Source organism: Pseudomonas sp. NPDC088444, assembly GCF_044900175.1.
Classification (GTDB): domain Bacteria; phylum Pseudomonadota; class Gammaproteobacteria; order Pseudomonadales; family Pseudomonadaceae; genus Aquipseudomonas.
In genome coordinates, this window is sequence record NZ_JBJDNK010000005.1 from 365,334 (window position 1) to 384,367 (window position 19,034).

Sequence of the window (19,034 nt, forward strand, 5' to 3'; positions counted from 1 at the left end):
ATAAATGGTGGTGACAATGACTTATGACTACTGCGTAATTGGTGGAGGCATCGTTGGCCTTGCGACCGCGATGCAACTGCTCAAAGAACGTCCAGGCTCATCGCTTGCGCTCATCGAAAAAGAGCAAGAGTTGGCTGTTCATCAGACCGGCCACAACAGCGGAGTCATTCACGCTGGGGTGTACTACGCCCCAGGTAGCCTGAAATCCACGCTGTGCAAAAAAGGAGCGCAAGCAACCAAAGAGTTCTGCGAGGCGAACGGAATCCGTTTCGAAACCTGCGGAAAAGTTTTGGTTGCGACCAATGCCGTTGAGTTGGAGCGTTTGGGGGCATTGGAACAAAGGGCCAGGCAAAATGGCTTGGAGGTGGAGCGGCTCGATGCAGCGACCTTGCGTGAACGCGAACCGAACATAGTCGGCAAGGGGGGGCTATTTGTTCCAAGCACCGGGATCGTTGACTACCGCCAGGTTTGTCATGGTATGGCTCAGGCAATAAAGGCTGCGGGCGGAGAGATCTGGCTTGGGCAAACTGTAAAAGAAATCCGGGAAAGCAGCCGAGACGTACATGTCAGTTCTGAAGGCAATAGCTGGACGGCCTCAAAACTTGTGGTCTGCGCGGGCTTGCAGTCCGACAGGATCGCCCGACTTGCCGGTCTGGAAATCAACCACCAAATCGTGCCTTTTAGAGGCGAATATTTTCGCCTCCCTCCCTCAAAGAACAGGATCGTCAATCACCTGATTTATCCGGTGCCGGATCCTGATTTGCCATTTCTCGGGATTCACCTCACGCGGATGGCGGATGGCGGCGTCACAGTGGGCCCGAACGCGGTGCTGGGCTTTGCTCGGGAAGGTTATAAAAAATTCTCGGTCGACGTGCGTGACGTCGCCACCTACGCGTCGTTTCCAGGCTTTTGGAAAACCATCAGAGACAACCTCAGCTCCGGTCTGACCGAGATGAAAAACTCTCTGTTCAAAAGTGCTTACCTAGAGCAATGCCGTCGTTACTGCCCATCGCTCACTCTTGAAGACCTCCAGCCTTGTGAGGCCGGGATCAGAGCGCAAGCGGTTATGCGTGACGGAACACTGGTTCACGATTTTCTCTTCCAGCAGACGCCTCGAATGCTTCACGTCTGCAACGCCCCTTCTCCAGCCGCCACCTCGGCAATCCCGATCGGAGAAATGATCGCCGAGAAGCTTCTTAACGCGTGACCCTTCAACTCCAACAACAATGACGATACGAGGAGCAATCCAATGAGTACAACAAGCGCTCTGCCTCATCTCGAAACGGAATCCGAACGAAAGACCCGTTTGCGCAAAGTCGCAGCGGCAACGATAGTCGGCTCAATGCTCGAATGGTATGACTTCTATCTCTACGCCACCATGGCGGCCATTGTATTCGCGAAAGTATTCTTTGACCCAAGCAATCCCCAAACTGCAAGCCTGTTAGCCTTTTCTACCTTTGCAATTGGCTTCGTTGCCCGGCCATTCGGAGGCGTGTTGTTCGGTTACTTGGGAGACAAGTTTGGGCGTAAACGTATGCTTGTCGTTACGTTTTGTCTGATGGGTGTATGCACAACACTCATCGGCCTTATTCCTGGCTATGCAACCCTTGGAATCTGGGCTCCGGTGCTGCTTGTAGTGATCCGAGTCGTCCAGGGGCTAGGTGCTGGCGCGGAGTTGGCCGCTGCAGCAGTGACATCCTACGAGCATGCAGCGGAAAATAAACGCGGCAGCCAAGGTGCATGGCCAGCGCTGGGGCTGAACCTCGGGCTTTTGCTTTCTTCTCTGACAATCTACGGCCTTAGCCAGGTTGGCGAGGATTTCTTGATCAACGGCGGCTGGAGGATTCCGTTCATATGTAGCATCGTTCTGGTGATGGTAGGGCTGTGGGTGCGAAGCAGTATCCCGGAGACACCGCAGTACGAAGAACTGAAACACAATCCGCAATCTCATGCTGAGCATACCCAGCACTCGCCGCTGCTGATGCTCCTGAGAAATGACTTGAGAGGGTTGGTCGTCGTGCTCGTTGTTGCGATTGGCTATAACGCATTGAGCTACATCTTCAAGACTTTCTCACTCGCTTACGTTACTCAATATCAAGGCGTTTCCGCCGGAGTCACGTCCTTGGCGGTCACGATCGCAAGTCTTATTGCGATTTGCATGGTGCCGTTGTTCGGGATGCTTTGTGATCGCTGGAGCTCTCAGAAGGTTTTGATTATGGGTGGCATATGCGCCGGCTTGTTTGCTTATCCATTCTTGACGATGCTGTCGTCGGGTCAAACGACCCAGATCTGTATAGCGATCGCGGTGGCGACCGGGGTATTGGCTCCGATGATGTTCGCTCCACAAGGGGCATTTCTGAGTCGTCAGTTTCCTACCCAAACCCGCTCTTCAGGCGTCGGGACAGGTCGTGAAATTGGTACTGCTATTGCTGGTGGCCTGGCTCCACTTGGGGCGCTCTCTCTTGTGTCCGCCTCGCCGACTCATTCGACTTCAGGAGTGATGATCATTCTTGTTCTAGCTGGGTTTGTGGTTGTTGTTGGATCGCTGTTCGATCAGGGACGAAAGCATTCCTCCGCTAAGAACTGAGTCAAGACTGGCGTCTGTTGTTATACGGACGCCAGGATAGTTTTTCTTTCGTGGCTCCTAAGTTCTTGTGGTTTGTCGCTAAATTCAGATTTTCGGATAGTGATCCCACGCCAAACGTCAACGGCATGCTCACTCTCCCAAATGAGGTAACTAACATGACTAACTACAACCCTAGCTTCGACAACAAAATTGTCCTGATCACCGGCGGCACTTCGGGAATCGGCTTTGAAACAGCTCGCCAATTCATCGCTCAAGGCGCGCAAGTCATCGTCACCGGCGTCACGGCACAGCGACTGGATGACGCCCGTAAAGAGCTGGGTGAAAAAGCTTTGGTCCTGGCAGCCGATCTGCGCCACCCCGAGTCGCTGGACGCGGTCATCAGCGAGATCACACAGCGTTTCGGTCGCCTTGATGTGGTTTTCGCCAACGCCGGTGCAGGTACTGCATCGCCGCTGGAAGACGTGACGGCTGCCCAGATCAACGAACAGTTCGCGCTGAACTTCAACGGCGCATTCTTCACCGTGCAGAAGTCCGCGCCCCTGTTGAGCAAAGGCGCGAGCGTGATCCTGACCACTTCGTTTCTCAACGCAGTGGGTACACCTGGCCTGTCCATCTTGTCCGCGACCAAAGCGGCCATTCGTTCGCTTGCCCGCACCCTGGGCGCTGAGCTTGCACCCCGTGGCATTCGCGTAAACGCTGTGAGCCCAGGTCCTATCGCCACCCCTTTTCATAGCAAGTTGGGGCTGCCTGAGGCTCAACTGAAGGAAGTGGCCGCAGGCATCGAAGCATCGATTCCGCTGGGTCGTTTCGGTGAGGCCGGCGAAGTCGCCAAGGCGGTGTTGTTCCTGGCCAGCGATCAAGCGTCTTTCATCACCGGCGATGAGATCGTAGTGGACGGTGGGCTGTCACAGTTTTGATCAACGGGCCATCGATGAGCGATCGATGGCCTTACCCTCTCTAGATATGGAGTCTTATGCGATGAAATACTCGATTCAAAGCGGCTTCGCAGGATTTCCCTCTGTCGATCTGATTGGAGGGCCAACCCCTCTCCAACGGGCGGTGAATCTTGAGATGGTCTTGCGCGGTGAAGGGATCAATGCCGGGATTTATCTGAAGCGTGATGACTTGATGCCGATCGGAGGCGGCGGAAACAAGATAAGAAAGCTTCAATATCACATGGCTGCCATTCTAGGTAATGGGGCGGATACGGTAGTCACTTTCGGTGGCATACAATCCAACCATGCGCGACTCACTGCGGCAGTGTCCGCAAGGCTAGGATTGGAATGCCATCTGGTCTTGTCTCAGCAGGTCGACATCCGGACCGATGAATACCAAGCAAATGGAAATCCTTGGCTGAACAGAATATTCGGTGCAAACAGTCATTTGTTGGACAGAGATGAATCGGCTGAGCTGTTCGCCAAATCGCTCATTGACCGGCTTGAGGGGCAGGGCAAAAAGGTCGCTGTGATTCCCACTGGGGGCTCAACCGCCTTAGGGGCTTTGGGCTATGCCGAATGCGCTTTTGAAATAGCGCAACAGGCGGACGCAGCTGGTTTGAATGTCAGAAATATTTCGCTGGCAAATGGCAGCAGCGGGACCCAGGCAGGTCTCATCGCCGGGTGGATCGATCTGGAAAAATCGCCAGACATCATCACCGGCTATGCAGTTATGGCGAGTCGAGGAAGCACCATTGATGCCACCCGAGATTTGGCCGCGTCAACGTTGAAGCTGATAGGCGGGAATCGATTGCCCGACGTTTTTACTCCAGGCGTAGATGACTCTCAGCTAGGGGCTGCTTATGGCCAGCCTACCCAGAGCATGGTTGAAGCAGTGGGATTATTGGCCAAGACTGAGGGGGTGCTTTTGGACCCGGTTTATTCAGGCAAGGCGTTCGCCGGGTTGCTCGCGCAACTTCGTGCAGGCGCTTACGCTTCAGGCGATGACGTCATATTCCTGATGACCGGCGGAGTGCCAAGTATTTACGCTTATCAAGGTGCTCTTGACGATAGTTTTTCAGGGCATTCGTACTCAACCGTCGGGATTCTGTAGCATGCGCGCGCCTCGTCATCTCAATGCTCTGAGAGCGTTTGAGGCTGCTGCCAGGCACCTTAGTTTTGTCGGTGCCGCTCAAGAACTCAACGTCACACCGGCAGCGGTAGGTCAATTGGTTCGCAGTCTCGAAGACAGCTATGGCATACCCCTTTTTCATAGGTATCGAGGGGGCCCCTCCCGATTGGAATTGACGCCTCCCGCAATCACTGCCTTGGGCCAGCTTCAAGAAGCGTTTGACATGATGACGAAGGCTGTCGAGGGTTTACGCAAAGGCGCGGCACCGGACACCATTACGGTCACTATCCCTCCTGCGTTTGCGGACAAGTGGCTTCTTGGGCGAGTCGAACAGTTTCAAGGATTGTATCCTCAGTTTGAACTGATGCTGCACACAGATGGAAGATTGGTTGATCTTGCAGCAGAGCGTATCGACTTGGGAATTCGTTTCGGACACGGGCGCTGGCCGGGCCTAACCGCAACACATCTGATGGATGACACTTTTTTTCCGGTGTGCAGCCCTGCGCTGCTAGAGGGAGATCACCCTCTGACCTCTCCAGAGATGTTGTGCCACCACGTTATTATTCATGATCTGTCTATGCGAGAAACTCCGGCGTTTCCTACGTGGGAAAGTTGGCTTGAACACGCAGGACACGAGGTGTCGTTAGGCTCCAGAGTTTTAAGGATCACTGATTCTGCCGCAGGATTACAGGCGGCAATGGCAGGCAGCGGGGTTGCGCTGGGAAGGAGCAGTCTCGTTATGGGCGACCTGAATGCTGGACGACTGATTAGGCCATTCGGTGACGCTCAGTCAAGTCCTTTGGCTTACTACATTGTGCAGATAGCGAAGACTGAGGCTTCCGTAGCGGCGCAAGCATTCAAGGAATGGCTGCTTGAGACTGCTCGAGATCCTTGGCCCGAGTGCGAAAGTTCTTTTTGAAAAACAGTGGCTCGCAGATCAAAAGTGCCGGGAATCTCACGGCAGTTATTGTGACAATCCAATCGCCTGCCCGTGATGAGAGTTAAAGCTCACGGCTAGGCGTGAGGTTGTTGTTGGGCTTATGACTTATCACCTAGGAGCTCATCATGAGTATTAAGATCACCACTGGTACTAGTCCCGCAAGCGCAACTGCTGTAGGTAGTGTGGCCGGTAATCAGCTGCGTGCCGAAGCTTCTGGCACAGTTGAGGCAAGGAACATAAATACTGACTCGGAGTCCTCGACTGACATTCGCCATTCACAAGATTCAACCAACGCAGCCCCATCTGAGGGGGGCGTGAGCCCTGCGGTCGCTACACTGCAGAAGCGTATAAAAGAACTTGAAAAACAGCTGCAGGACCAGCAGCAACAGCTCCAACAAGTATCTTCAAAAAAATACGCTTCGGATACTGAAAAAACTACCGCAGTTATGGGAGCGCAGAGCTTGGTCGCTGCGACTTCAGCCGCTCTTTCTGAGGCCAGTTCCCAGTTGGCTGAGGCGCTCAGCAAAGATCCAATCAGAACGACTGCTTGATGTTTTACTTCTAAACATAATTATCAAAGGCTCGAGATTTTTTAAGAGATTTCGGGCTTTTTTTGGGCGCAGCGTAAATCAGGCAAAATAGCTGCAGCGGTTTGCCGCAGATTCATGAATTAAAGGGTCGCATTATATTTTAAAAATCTTCACCCGATTGGTGACGAATCTCGTCCTGACTGAACGCTGAACGAGTGGTGCGCAATGGGGATGGGTGATGGGATGTCATGATACTTTGAAGTTTCACAACCATATGGTGTAATCATGAATCGCCGTGATTTTATTGTTATGAGCTCGCTGGCTATCTTGAGTGCAAGAGCAGCCTTTGCGCAGGCAGGTATCTTTCAGATAGGGAATCAAAAGATAGCGTTATGGGAAGGCAAGCCTCCAGGAGGAGGAGGGCCACGCGGGACTGAAAATTTTGACGGCAAGGGTGCGCTGAGCAACGTAACACACCCCAGTTTGGAGATTTTCAAACCCGAGCGTCCTAACGGGAAGGCCGTACTAATAGCAGCCGGTGGTGGATATAAACGGATTGAGCAGGGAACAGAAGCTATACCTGCAGCCCAGTGGTTGAGCTCTATAGGCTACACCGCATACATTCTGAGCTATCGGTTGCCTGGAGAAGGTTGGAATGATGGCGCCATTGTATCTCTTCAAGATGCACAGAGGGCGTTGCGCCTGGTGAGGAGTCGAGAAAAGCACGTTAGCGTGCTTGGTTTTTCTGCGGGTGGACACTTATTAGGTATGGCAGTCAATCAAACAGGTTTTCAATCTTACAAACCCACTGACGATATTGACGCTATCCCGGCGCGTGCAGAAGCAGCAGCTTTGATATATCCAGTGATTACGCTTGAGCGCCCTTATACTCATACATCCACACATAAGATACTTGTGGGGCCGCATTCCAGTGCAGAGGATGAAGCCCGGTGGTCGGTGCAAAACATGGTGACAAACCGCACCCCACCGATGTTCCTTGTCCAAGCGGAAGATGACCCTATATCAGATCCTCAAAACACGCTCATCATGGCATCAGTCTGCGAACGGGCAGGAGTACCTGTTGAAATGCATCGATACTCCTCGGGTGGCCATGGTTTTGGGTTGGGAAGAGCAGGCACCCCGACGGTAAAATGGCCATCGCACTACCAGGTCTGGCTGGACTCCCATGCATAACCATTCGTAACACATGCAACGTGAGCTGCGGCATCCGACGCTGCAGCGTTAAGCGCATAGCGAGAGGTGGCTGGCCCAGCGGCTATACCAGCCACCCTTCACAATCGTCCTCCGTGGATCGGACGTGGCTTGCGCGGCCCGACTCATCTAAGCCGTTGCGGTAGACGGCACAGTTTTTACATTATCGTCCAGATCAGAGCTAAATAATTCTGCCAACTCTTTGCGCGCATCATGAGTGGTTTCCAGGACTCTTGCTTCATCCTCATGAATCATCCGCTGAAGAGCCAATACCTTTTCATCATGCTCTGCGAATTGGCGAATTCTCCGCTCCGCGTGCGCATGGCTCATTCCCATGCCCACCAGCGCACCCCTGGTCATTTCAAGGCTAGAATAGAATGTCTCGCGAATAGCCTCGGCGCCCGCATCAACGAGACGATGAGAGTGCTGTCTATTTCGCGCTCTGGCGATGATTTTGACGTGGGGATAAAGCCGATGAACGAGCTCCACCAATCGAACGCTCACGTCGGGGTCATCATTAACAACAATGAAATAATCTGCATTGCCAACGTTAGCAGCGGTAAGAATCTCAGGTCTCAGCGGATCTCCGTAGAATACGGGCACTCGCTCAAAGCTCCTGATCAATTCAATGGTTTCTACTGAAGTATCCAATGCCGTAAAGGGTACGTTTTGAGCTCTAAGAATACGGGCCACGATTTGCCCCATTCGCCCCATCCCCGCTATAACAACTCTTGGGTGACTAGCATCAAAGTTTGCATAATCGCCAGGTTGCTTGTTGTCCATCAGAGGGGTGGTGCTGCTCAGTCGAGTGTATGCCAAGATCATTGGGGGTGTCAGACACATTGAGAGAGTAATGGTCATCGTAAGGACCTCATAAGTGAGTTGATTTATCAGGCCAAGACTTTTTCCCTGTTGGAATACGACGAAGGCGAACTCCCCACCTGCTGCCAGAACCATCCCCAATTTCACAGCATCGTGTGACTTCAAGCCGCCAGCGGTACGACCAATCACCGTCACTAGAGGAAGCTTTATTAATACCAAGAGTGCTGCTAGACCCACTATTTCAATAGGCGACTGATACAGCAGTTCCAGGTTCGCTCCCATGCCCACGCTCATAAAAAAGAGCGCCAGCAGGAGTCCTTTAAAGGGTTCAATCTGTGACGCCAACTCGTGGCGATATTCGGAGCCTGACAAAAGTAGACCTGCAATAAAGGTGCCCAAGGCCATCGAAAGCCCTGCCTTATCCATTAGCCAGGCCGTACCCACTACCACGAGCAACGCAGTTGCGGTGGATACTTCCGGGAGCCCCGTGCGAGCCACTGCCCTAAACACTGGCTGTATGAAGTACCTTCCTGCCACCACCACAAAGGCAATGCACGCCAGCGCCTTAACCACGTGCAAGGTACCTGTACTTTCACCGATGCCAGAGTCGCCTGTCCCGATCAAAGGCAACATTGCTATCAAAGGAATAGCTGCGATGTCCTGAAACAGCAGGATCGCAAAGGCTAATCGCCCATGGGGGCTTTGAAGCTGACGACTTTCTGCGAGGCTCTGAACCCCGAATGCAGTGGATGACAGTGCTAGGCCTATACCGATTATTAGAGAGCACGAGATAGATAATCCGAAACCGAATGCTGCCACAACGCTAATGACTGTCGCGGTTGAGATAACCTGGACCAAGCCCGTACCAAATACAGATTTGCGCATGAGCCAAAGCCGTTTTGGCGATAGCTCCAATCCGATCACGAATAGGAGTAGCACCACGCCCAATTCAGAGAAACTTGAAACGCGGTCTGGGTTCCCGATGAGGCCCAGTGCTTGCGGTCCAATTGCTACTCCAGCGAGTAGATACCCCAAGACTGCTCCCAATTGCATTCGCTTTGTGAGTAGCACAGTGACAACCGCTGAAAGCAAAAAAATCACTGCTGACTCGAGTAAGCTGGCTTCATGTGTCATCGCAGATATCCCACTTCATATGGTCCAGACGTCAGCGTTTTGCTGGCTAACGCAGTGCCCCGGGGGGCGAAGCCCGGGGCATCGAGATCAAAACTGTGATAGACCCCCGTCCACGACGATTTCTTCGCCAGTGATGAATGAGGCCTGATCACTGGCTAGGAAGAGAACCGCCTTGGCAACTTCATTCGCCTCACCGAAGCGCCCAAGTGGAACGGACGCTTCAATGCCTGCGGCCACCTCTTTCAACTGTTCGTCCGACAGACCCAGCTTCGCATGAAAGGGTGTGCTGATAGGCCCAGGGCTAACGGCGTTAACGCGGATGCCTCGTGGTGCTAGCTCAGCGCCAAGGGTCCGTGCCAATGAGCGAACAGCGGCTTTAGTCGCTGACAAGATCGAAAGGCCAGGCGTACCCACGCTGTTCAGAAACGAAGTGGTTAAAATGACACTTGCACCCTTGCTCAATAGGGGCGCTGCCTTTTGCACGGTGAAAAAGCAGCCGCTGAAGTTCAAGCTGAATTGCTCATCGATCTGCGCGGCAGTAATTTGCTCAAGGGGTGCAGCAGTACCTGCACCTGCATTGGCAAAAACCACATCCAGGCGACCGTAGCGCTCTGCGACTTCAGCGATCACTGCATCGAGAGACTCAGGTTGACGAAGGTCCGCAGCTAATACCACCGCCTTTTCGCCCAGTTCTTTGGCGGTCGCTTCCACCCGTTGATTCGATACACCGGTCACTACAACCTGCGCGCCCTGAGCGATGAATTGGCGCGCTGTCTCAAACCCAATACCTGAAGTACCACCGGTGATCAGAATCACTTTGTTGTCAAAATTGCGAATCGATTTGCTCATAGTCGTTGACTCACTCTGGGATATTGAAGTTGCCGTTTCAGGCGTGGGGTTAATATCCAAAAATGCCCAAGTGCTGCCAAACGACAAGAACTAAGGCGGCGATAAAGAAAAACTTCGTCGTCCAGTCTCAATTTCACGCTACGAATACGATCCTTATGAGTGCGTTTAAGTGGGCCGAAATCCACCAAAGCGGGTCTGGCTTGGTGTAGTGCCGGTTCCTGGGATCCATTTATCTTCTGCCTGTGACGTGGAGGGCAGGCTTTTTTGTCCAGCCTCTGCAGCTCAGGCAACCGCACAAGCGATTGAGGAATTGGTGGCTACAAGCTATGGCCCATTCGGTCAGAAGTGGCATCGCTATTAGGCGGTTGCTTGCGGGTGACCGCTTCTGGCCGAAAGCAGTCTGTGGTGTCGGTCATATCCTTAGCGTCGGGTCAATTGGGCAGAGACCAGGGCTCCAACTCAATGGTCCCAGTAGGGCGGCGTTCCGATTGCCTTCAATATGAAGTCCCACACTGCTCGTACCTTCTGTGACCGTAATCTGTTTTCAGGAGAGATCAGATGCATCTGGGATGGTACGGTGCTCAATGCACCGCCAAAATCCGGAAGAAGGATTTTGAGCTCTGCTTCAACATTCTTTCCATGAAGAAGCCATGACGGTACTAACACAACTCCCTCACCGGCCGACGCCGCGTGGAGCAGCAATTCACTGTTGTTGCATCGAATGGGGCCTGTCACGTCAACAGCAATAGGTGCGCCCCTTTCAGTGTCACGAAAAAACCAGCGCTCGGTGCCGCCGCTTCCAAAGTGCACCAGGCACGAGTGGTCCTTCAATTGCTCTGGATGCTGCGGTTCTGTGTGTCGACTCAAATAGCCATGGCTTGCACACAGGACAAATCGCTGCTCGCAAATACGACGGCCTATCAGGTCAGAACTCTCTAGGTGGCCGATTCTGAAGATGATGTCTGCGCCTTCTTTGATCGGGTCGATCAATTCATCGGTGAGTGTCAACTCGATGACGAGTTCCGGGTAGACCGATCGCAGTTCGGTGATCAGCCTCCCGAAATGCAGGCGCCCGAACGTGGCAGGGGCGTTGATTCGTACGATGCCTCGAATCTTGCCAACGTTGCCTGCCAGTTCCTCGTCCGCAGCATCCAGCAACTCCAGCACGGTCCGGATCTGCGAGTAATAACGCTTGCCCGCCTCGGTCAGCTTCACGCCTCGGGTGTTCCGGTATAGCAGTTGCTGCCCGGCTTCTCGCTCGAGTGCCGCGATGAATCTCGACACCGACGAAGAGGGCACGCGGAAATGTCGCGCTGTTGCTGAAAAACTTCCGGTGGTCGCCACCATCGCAAGGTATCGCTGAGCTTTCAGTTGCATGGGCACCTCGTATCGTCCCGATTCATTGAGCGGGGCACTCGCGCTGCTGGACGAGTGAACACTTGCCAGACTTTGGTCATGCTTTTTCAGCACTGGTGTTTTGCTTTTCCGCTGAATTGTAGCGAATTAAGCACAGCCATAGACTCTGCTGAAGCGTCGGAAACGACCCCTTACCCCTTTGAAGCGGCTCGCTGATTGACAGTCAGACCGCGCCCACGACAGGAAGCACCTTATGGCTGACCTCTTCGAAACATTCGATCTCAAAGGCTTGTCGCTCAATAACCGCATTGTGATGGCGCCACTGACGCGCTCCCGCGCACGTACCGAGGTGGCCAATGAGCAACTGGCGTTGTATTACACGCAGCGCGCTACAGCGGGCCTTATCATTTCCGAGGGCACGCCCGTTTCTCGGGCAGGCCATGGCTACCTCTACAACCCGGGCATTTACACCCCGGAGCAGATCGACGGGTGGAAGCTTGTCACCGATTCCGTGCACAGCGTCGGCGGCAAAATGTTTGCTCAGATTTGGCACGTTGGACGGATTTCCCACACATCTCTTCAAGTAGATAACCAGCCGCCGGTCAGCTCTACCGGCAAGGTCGCCAAAGGCGCCACGGTTTATGCGTACACCGAGTCGGGCGAAACCGGCTTCGTTGAAACCTCGGCCCCGCGCGCACTGGAAACTCACGAGGTTGCCCAGATCGTCGAACAGTTTGCTCAGGCTGCAGAAAACGCCATGGCTGCCGGATTCGATGGGGTGGAGATCCACGGCGCGAACGGGTATCTGTTCGAGCAGTTCATGAACCCGTTAGTCAATGACCGGACCGACCGCTACTCCGCACAGCATCTGGATGATCGTCTGCGTTTTGCGTTTGAGGTCGTGGATGCAGTCAGCGCGAGAATCGGCGCAGACAAGGTGGGCTATCGCATTTCGCCGTACGGCCAGCTGTACGACATGCCGGTGTATCCGCAAATCGATGAAACCTATACGGCGTTGTGTGCAGGTTTGAGCCAGCGCGGCTTGGCCTACGTGCACGTCATGGACCAGTCGCACTTTTTCCTGAACGGCGGCGAAGGCGCCGAACAGGCGCAATCACTGCGCAACTTGCTTAAGCGCTGCAAAGAGGCGCTGGGCCACACGGTGCTGATACTGGCCGGCGACATGACGCTTGAGCGGGCCCAGGCGCTGACAACGTCAGGTCTGATTGATCTGGCGGCTTTTGGACAACCGTATATCGGTAACCCCGATCTGGTCGCAAGGCTCCAGCACGGCTGGCCACTGACCGTGCCTGACAGGGAGACTTTTTATGTCGGCACCGCCAAGGGCTATATCGACTACGCGCCGTATTCGGCCAACTAATCGCCTCATACCAACGTTTGGGGTCATGTATGCCAGGCGGTGATGGTGGCCGTTCACGGACTGCCGGAAGCTCAACAGTACGCAACGCCTGGTTGTGCAGTCATAAAAGTGTGGGAGATCAATAATGAATCGTTTTCTGTCAACACTCGCGGCAAGCGCGTTTTCCCTGATGGCCGCAGGGCAGGCGTTGGCGGCAACCCCCGAGGTCAAGATGTACCGGCTTGACTGCGGTCAGATGACACTCGGCGACAAGTCGATGATGTCCGACACCGGCCTCTATAAGGGGCAGTCCTATGACATCGTCATGTCTTGCTATCTGATCAAGCACGGTAATGACTGGCTGCTGTGGGACGCGGGACTGCCCGAGAAATATCTGAAAGGACCACTGACCGAGGGCACCTTCACAACCAAACTGAATCGCACCGTGGTTGATCAAATCAAAGACCTGGGCCTGCGCCCGGACGACATCAAATATGTCGCGGTATCGCACGCCCACTTTGACCACTCCGGGCAAGTAAACGATTTTCCCAACGCGACGCTGATCATCCAGCGCGCCGAACTGGAAGCGATGAAGGACACCAAAAAAGCCTCCGAGCACTACATCATGGCGGATCTTTTCAGCTCCCATATTTCAGGCGACAAGCTGGAGCGGGTCAGGGTCATTGATGGCGATGTCGATCTGTTCGGCGACGGCACCCTGAAGACCATCCAGACGCCTGGTCATACCCCCGGGAGCATGGCCCTGCTGCTCAATCTGAAAAAAGCGGGCCCTTACATTCTCTCTGGAGATCAATGGCACTTCACGGAGAACCATGAACGCCATCAAGTGCCCATCTGGAATTACGATCATGAGCAAACCATGACCTCGGGCAAAAAGCTGGACGACATCATCGCCAAGACCCACGCCACCTTGGTTATTCAGCACGAGCCGGTAGACAACCAGAAATTGCCGAAGCCTCCACAGTTCCTTGATTGAGTGGTCTTTCACCGGTATCTCCGCGTTACGCGGGCGTGAGCGCTACAGAAGCCTCACGCCCGGTAGCGCGTGCAAGAAAAGGGCGGGCCTCGGCCGGCTACGACATCCTCCATTCGCATCGCAAAACTTAGCCGCTTCGAACAACCAAGGAATCACCATGAGCATCGATCAGCACACGACGAGAGCGCTGCGGATCTTGAGTGTCGCGTATTTTGTACAGGCAGTCGGAGCGCTTTCCGTTATTGGCAGCCTGGAGCCGATCGGGCGGGAATGGCACCTCGATAACGCAGAAAGCGCCTATCTCATGACTGCGTTTGGTGTCACCTTTGCGCTGGCAGCACCGTTGCTTCAGGTACTACTGGGGCATATCCCCAGGCAGCGTCAGGTGTTGCTCGGCCTGTGCGGCTTTGGCCTCGGTGCGCTGGTGTTTGCAACAGCGCCCAATTACACGGTGCTGATCATTTCCAGGATCATCATGGGGCTCGGTGCCGCGTTCATCGGGCCGGTGCTGGCGGCGTTGGGGTCAAGCCTGGTCAGCAGCGAACGCCAGGGAAGTGCTATCGCCATGGTCTTGCTCGGGCTGAGTGTTGCGGGGCTGGTCGGCATCCCGTTGTCGAGCTGGGTCGCTTACCAAGTGGGAGTTCGCAGCCTGTTTATCGCAATCAGCGCAGCGGCGTTGATCACGGCGCTGCTGATCGTGTGGCAAGTACCGAACCGGACGCCGGGCCAGCAGGTTGCCTTTCGTACCGTTGTGTTCATGCTGACCCGGCTGCATTCATTGAGCGTTTTCGGCGTGGCGTTTTTTGTCACGGCAGCGGTTTATACGACGTATTCGTTCATCGTTCCGATTGTGCAGGATGTCTACAACGGCAGCGCACATGACGTCTCCCTAGCGTTGCTGGTGCTGGGCGTCGCAGGGGTGTTGGGCAACCTCCTGGTGACCCGCCTGGCGGCACGTTACAGCGCAGACCGTCTGCTGATCGCAAGTATGGCGGTCCTGGCGATCCTGATGCTGTTGCTTGGCGCAGGGCCACACCTGCTAGGCTGGCTGTTCGCGATGTTAGTGGTTTGGGCCATCGCGACAGACATCATCTGGCCCTCACAGCAACGCAGAGTCATCGAACATTTGGCCGAGTACCGAGGGACGGCATTGGCGTTGACGGCTGCGTTTGTGTTTTGCGGAATCGGAACGGGGGCCGCATTGGCGGGCTGGGCATACCCGGGCTGGGGTTTCACAGGCTTGATGCTCACCAGCACGTTGTTACTGGTGTTGGCGTGCGCCTGTGTACTGATCTCCGCAAACGTCAAAAGCGATCATCTTTGATTGGAATGTACATTGTCTGAAGCCAAGGCTTTCTGCTTGTCACTCCCATACCTTCGTTGCCTTGAAAGGTATGAAATGAAAGCAGGGCTTGTGACCGTCCGCTTTCGACCCATAGCGGACGGTCATTAGCAACGCCATTCGATCCCGATCAAGTCGCAGTGAACGTGAGCAAGTTTGACCTGCTCTGTCTTGTCTTGATTGTGAGTAGCCTCATGAAGCCTGAGGTGCCTTCGAACGTGAGGTAAGGAACGTCAGCGCGGCTGCCACAAGAAGCAAAGTCGAGCTGGCGCAAAAAGTGCTCCGGTAGCCAGTACTGTCGAACAGCAATCCTCCGAGCATCGAACCTAGTGCGATGCACAATTGAACCACCGCCACCATTAGTCCGCCGCCAGCTTCCGCGTTCTCCGGCATGGCCTGGGCTACCCAGCTCCACCAGCCCACGGGTGCAGCTGTCGCCAGAAGTCCCCAGAACCCGAGCAGCACGGCGACAGGGATTACCCAGCGCCCCCAAGGGATCAGCATTAGGGCGATCAATGCCATCAGCAGGGAAACGATGATTAATGTTCCGTAGAGGCCGCGCTTGAGGAACATGCCGATCAACACCGTGCCGATGAAACCCGCCACCCCGATCACGAGCAGGATGAAGGAGAGTACGCGGACATCAACCTGTGTCACCGTTTCAAGAAACGGGCGAACGTAGGTGAAAAGAGTGAACTGGCCCATGAAGAAGGCACCGCTGGCTGCCATTCCCAAAGCAACGGTTCGGCCCTTGAGCAGGTTTAGAACATTACTGACTCCTGATCCGCGTGCTGCCTTCATGGATGGCAAGCTGAGCCATTGCCATACCAATGCTGTAATCGCTACGGGAACGAGAGCCAGAAACGCACCACGCCAACCGACCATCGAGCCCAGGTAGCTGCCGAGAGGCGCCGCAATCACGGTGGCCAGCGCATTGCCGCTGTTGAAGATCGCCAGCGCCTTGGGTACCTCCGCTGAGGGCACCAAGCGCATCGCTGTTGCTGCGGACATCGACCAAAAACCACCAATGACGATGCCGATAAGTGCACGACCAACCATATAGGTAAAGTAGTTCGGTGCCAGCGCGACAATCGCCCCCGAAATCCCCATCAGCACAGTGAGTCCGAGTAACAGGGTTTTGCGATCCAGGCTGCCAGCCATCCAGGCAATCGACAGGCTGGTCAGCACGGCAAACGCGCCGGAGATGGCGATGCCTTGACCCGCCATGCCTTCAGTAATGCCCAGTTCGGCTGCAATCGGCGTCAGCAGGCTTACCGGCATGAACTCGGACGCGATGAGCGCAAAGACACACAGAGTCATCGCGAAAACACCGCTCCAATGGGCGTGCCGGGTTTCCGCGTTGCCTGAGAGATCTGTGGCCTGGATGGAGCTACTGCTTTGACTTGCCATGTAAGACTCGTTGATCTGCCCATAAAAATAGGCCGCGTCCATCCAGTGGACGGGGCGACCGAGGAAATTGCTGTGGAGTTCTGCTCACGCCATCAGATAGCGAGCACTCAAGCCAGATGCTGGTCGAAGAATGCGGTCAGTTTGTCGAACGGAATCTTGTCCATCTGATCGTACAGATCGACATGGTCGGCATTCGGCACGAGCAGCAGGGTCTTGGGCTCGGAAGCTGCGGTGTAGACGTCTTCCGAGTAGTAGCGTGAATGAGCGTTTTCACCGGCTACCAACAAAACGGGTCGCGGTGAAATCATTTCGATGTTGGCGTACATCGGGAAGCTGAAGAACGAAACTGGGGTGGTGGCTGTCCAGGCTGTCGTGGAGTTGATGCCTCTGGGATGGAATCCACGCGCAGTCCGGTAATAATCGAAGAAACTTGCCAAGACCGGGTTCGGATCAGCAGGCAAAGTGTCAGGCAGTACGCGCTGCCCTTTGACGATGTTGCCATGTTCGTCAAAAGGAACCTCGTGATAGCCGAGCGAGGGCTTGCCGCTTTTTGCGTCAGCCCAGCGTTGCTGGCTCAGATAATCGATAACCTTATGGCGTTGCTCCAGCGTATAACTGTCTTTGTAACTGCGACTCATGCTGCGGGACATGTCATACATGGAAACCGTAGCAACCGCCTTGATACGCGAGTCACTGGTCGCAGCGGTCAGGACCATGCCGCTGAAGCCGCAGATGCCGATGGCGCCAATGCGGTTTCGGTCAACATTGGCCTGAAGGCCAAGAAAGTCTACTGCGGCGCTGAAATCTTCAGTGTTGATGTCCGGGGATGCCAGGTTACGGGGCTCGCCGCTGCTTTCTCCAGTGTAAGAAGGATCGAACGCCACCGTAACGAAGCCATTTTCAGCCATGGTCTGGGCGTAGAGGCCAGAGGACTGCTCCTTCACCGCGCCAAATGGACCACTGATGGCAATCGCGGGAAGCTTACCGCTGACGTTTTTCGGCTGATACAAATCCGCTGCCAACGTGATGCCATAACGGTTTTTGAAGGTGACCTTCCTGTGGTAGACCTTGCCGCTTTTGGGGAAGGTCTTGTCCCATTTATTCTCAAGGTTCACTTGCGACTGAGCCGAGGCCGGCCCACTTGTGATGAATGCGCCTACGCCCAAGGCGGCAATACCGGTACCTGTCAGCTTCAGCACTGTGCGACGTGCGACGTCAGTCTCGGCTGCATCTTGGCCGTCGAAGGTGGCTTCAACATGGTCTGTCATGGCGAATCCTCAGATTAAGATATTGGACGCCATGTTCGTCGCCTGACCTGGATTCGACTAGCTACTCAATTGTTCATGGCCTTATAAGTATGGCTAATGAATGAATTGTGAGAAACTACGGCAATGGCCAAACGCAATTTCAACGACCTCCTTTCCTTCGTCACCGTGGCACGTGAGGGCAGCTTCACCCGTGCGGCGGCCCAGTTGGGAGTCACTCAATCTGCTCTCAGTCAGACCATCAGTGGGCTGGAGACACGGCTGAAGATTCGCCTGCTGACCCGCACGACACGTAGTGTCTCACCGACTATCGCGGGTGAAAGACTGCTGAACGCCATCGGCCACCGTTTCGATGAAATCGAAGCAGAACTGGATGGGTTGACGGAGATGCGCGACAAACCCGCAGGCACAGTGCGGATCACCAGCGGTGACCATGTCCTGCGTACGATACTGCTGCCCAGACTCACACCTTTGCTGCACGACTATCCCGACATTAATGTGGAGTTCGATGTGAATTACGGCTTGCGCGATATCGTTGCAGACCGCTTCGATGCTGGCGTGCGTCTGGGCGACACAATCGACAAGGACATGATTGCCGTCCCAATAGGCTCGCCGCTACGCATGGCGGTGGTGGGTTCACCGGCTTACTTCGCTGCGAACCCCAAACCCAGAAGCCCGCGCGACCTGTTGAAGCACAAATGCATCAACCAGCGAATGCAAACCTCTGGTGGGCTTTATGTGTGGGATTTCCAGCGACGAGGGCGACAGGTGAATGTCCGGGTCGACGGCCAACTGATCTTCAATACCTCGCCAAATATCGTTGATGCGGCATTAGCTGGCTTGGGGATCGCCTGGTTGCCGGAGGAAGAGTTTGCGCCGCACATCGCGGAGGGACGGTTAATCCGCGTCCTGGATGACTGGTGTGCTCCTTTTGCTGGGTATTTCCTCTATTACCCCAGCAGGAGACAACCCTCACCAGCTTTCTCGTTGGTGGTTCAGGCCCTGCGCTCTGAGCGCTGAGAACATCCCATTCAAGAATGTTCGAACCTGCTGAGGGTCACTAAGGGCCTCACTGGCTGTCCGCTTTTGGCCGATAGCGGCCGCTCACTGGATGGCGGGTGTAAATAAGCCAGAATCACAGGGGAAGAACTTCAGGACAACGT

Annotated in this window: 16 protein-coding genes; 11 read left to right on the forward strand and 5 right to left on the reverse strand. The window is 54.7% G+C overall.

Translation table 11 applies throughout. The features are described 5' to 3' along the window. Nucleotides 1-16 precede the first annotated feature (16 nt). From lhgO to ACI2KB_RS12750, 7 genes are all read left to right on the forward strand, one after another. Nucleotides 17-1,207 (forward strand): L-2-hydroxyglutarate oxidase, encoded by a 1,191-nt coding sequence (gene lhgO, locus ACI2KB_RS12720; RefSeq protein ID WP_404634950.1) that lies wholly within the window; start codon nucleotides 17-19, stop codon nucleotides 1,205-1,207. A 42-nt stretch (nucleotides 1,208-1,249) separates the two neighbouring features. Beyond that, nucleotides 1,250-2,587, forward strand: coding sequence for an MFS transporter (locus ACI2KB_RS12725; RefSeq protein WP_404634951.1), 1,338 nt, complete (start codon nucleotides 1,250-1,252; stop codon nucleotides 2,585-2,587). Nucleotides 2,588-2,742: 155 nt separating this feature from the next. Further along, nucleotides 2,743-3,504: an SDR family oxidoreductase gene (locus tag ACI2KB_RS12730; RefSeq protein WP_404634952.1), complete on the forward strand. Its 762-nt coding sequence runs from the start codon at nucleotides 2,743-2,745 to the stop codon at nucleotides 3,502-3,504. 61 nt (nucleotides 3,505-3,565) lie between these two features. Next, nucleotides 3,566-4,636 carry a D-cysteine desulfhydrase family protein gene (locus tag ACI2KB_RS12735; protein WP_404634953.1) on the forward strand — a complete coding sequence of 357 codons (1,071 nt, stop codon included), beginning with the start codon at nucleotides 3,566-3,568 and terminating at the stop codon, nucleotides 4,634-4,636. A 1-nt stretch (nucleotide 4,637) separates the two neighbouring features. Next, entirely contained in the window at nucleotides 4,638-5,573 is a 936-nt protein-coding gene (locus ACI2KB_RS12740; RefSeq protein WP_404634954.1) for a LysR substrate-binding domain-containing protein, read from the forward strand. A 146-nt stretch (nucleotides 5,574-5,719) separates the two neighbouring features. Beyond that, nucleotides 5,720-6,145, forward strand: coding sequence for a hypothetical protein (locus tag ACI2KB_RS12745; protein WP_404634955.1), 426 nt, complete (start codon nucleotides 5,720-5,722; stop codon nucleotides 6,143-6,145). Between the two features lie 264 nt (nucleotides 6,146-6,409). Then, nucleotides 6,410-7,318: an alpha/beta hydrolase gene (locus ACI2KB_RS12750; RefSeq protein WP_404634956.1), complete on the forward strand. Its 909-nt coding sequence runs from the start codon at nucleotides 6,410-6,412 to the stop codon at nucleotides 7,316-7,318. Nucleotides 7,319-7,465: 147 nt separating this feature from the next. On the opposite strand, the gene ACI2KB_RS12755 is transcribed toward ACI2KB_RS12750, so the two are convergent. From ACI2KB_RS12755 to ACI2KB_RS12765, 3 genes are all read right to left on the reverse strand, one after another. After that, nucleotides 7,466-9,292 carry a monovalent cation:proton antiporter-2 (CPA2) family protein gene (locus ACI2KB_RS12755; RefSeq protein ID WP_404634957.1) on the reverse strand — a complete coding sequence of 609 codons (1,827 nt, stop codon included), beginning with the start codon at nucleotides 9,290-9,292 and terminating at the stop codon, nucleotides 7,466-7,468. Nucleotides 9,293-9,379: 87 nt separating this feature from the next. Next, entirely contained in the window at nucleotides 9,380-10,141 is a 762-nt protein-coding gene (locus tag ACI2KB_RS12760; protein WP_404634958.1) for an SDR family oxidoreductase, read from the reverse strand. A 459-nt stretch (nucleotides 10,142-10,600) separates the two neighbouring features. Continuing rightward, on the reverse strand, nucleotides 10,601-11,518 hold the full coding sequence (locus tag ACI2KB_RS12765; protein WP_404634960.1) for a LysR family transcriptional regulator: 918 nt from the start codon (nucleotides 11,516-11,518) through the stop codon (nucleotides 10,601-10,603). A 232-nt stretch (nucleotides 11,519-11,750) separates the two neighbouring features. On the opposite strand from ACI2KB_RS12765, the gene ACI2KB_RS12770 reads away from it, so the two are divergent. From ACI2KB_RS12770 to ACI2KB_RS12780, 3 genes are all read left to right on the forward strand, one after another. Further along, nucleotides 11,751-12,878 carry an alkene reductase gene (locus ACI2KB_RS12770; RefSeq protein WP_404634962.1) on the forward strand — a complete coding sequence of 376 codons (1,128 nt, stop codon included), beginning with the start codon at nucleotides 11,751-11,753 and terminating at the stop codon, nucleotides 12,876-12,878. 124 nt (nucleotides 12,879-13,002) lie between these two features. Continuing rightward, nucleotides 13,003-13,854: an N-acyl homoserine lactonase family protein gene (locus ACI2KB_RS12775; protein WP_404634964.1), complete on the forward strand. Its 852-nt coding sequence runs from the start codon at nucleotides 13,003-13,005 to the stop codon at nucleotides 13,852-13,854. 157 nt (nucleotides 13,855-14,011) lie between these two features. After that, nucleotides 14,012-15,178, forward strand: a complete 1,167-nt coding sequence (locus ACI2KB_RS12780; protein WP_404634966.1) for an MFS transporter — start codon at nucleotides 14,012-14,014, stop codon at nucleotides 15,176-15,178. 210 nt (nucleotides 15,179-15,388) lie between these two features. On the opposite strand, the gene ACI2KB_RS12785 is transcribed toward ACI2KB_RS12780, so the two are convergent. Both ACI2KB_RS12785 and ACI2KB_RS12790 read right to left on the reverse strand, forming a co-directional pair. Next, the gene (locus ACI2KB_RS12785) at nucleotides 15,389-16,606 is read right to left on the reverse strand and encodes an MFS transporter (RefSeq protein ID WP_404634968.1); all 1,218 of its coding nucleotides are present in this window, start codon (nucleotides 16,604-16,606) and stop codon (nucleotides 15,389-15,391) included. 107 nt (nucleotides 16,607-16,713) lie between these two features. Next, on the reverse strand, nucleotides 16,714-17,874 hold the full coding sequence (locus ACI2KB_RS12790) for an alpha/beta hydrolase (RefSeq protein ID WP_404634970.1): 1,161 nt from the start codon (nucleotides 17,872-17,874) through the stop codon (nucleotides 16,714-16,716). A 123-nt stretch (nucleotides 17,875-17,997) separates the two neighbouring features. Between ACI2KB_RS12790 and ACI2KB_RS12795 the strand changes: the two genes are divergently transcribed. Continuing rightward, a complete protein-coding gene (locus ACI2KB_RS12795) occupies nucleotides 17,998-18,891 on the forward strand; it encodes a LysR family transcriptional regulator (protein ID WP_404634972.1) in 894 nt (297 codons plus the stop codon). The last annotated feature ends 143 nt before the right edge of the window (nucleotides 18,892-19,034 follow it).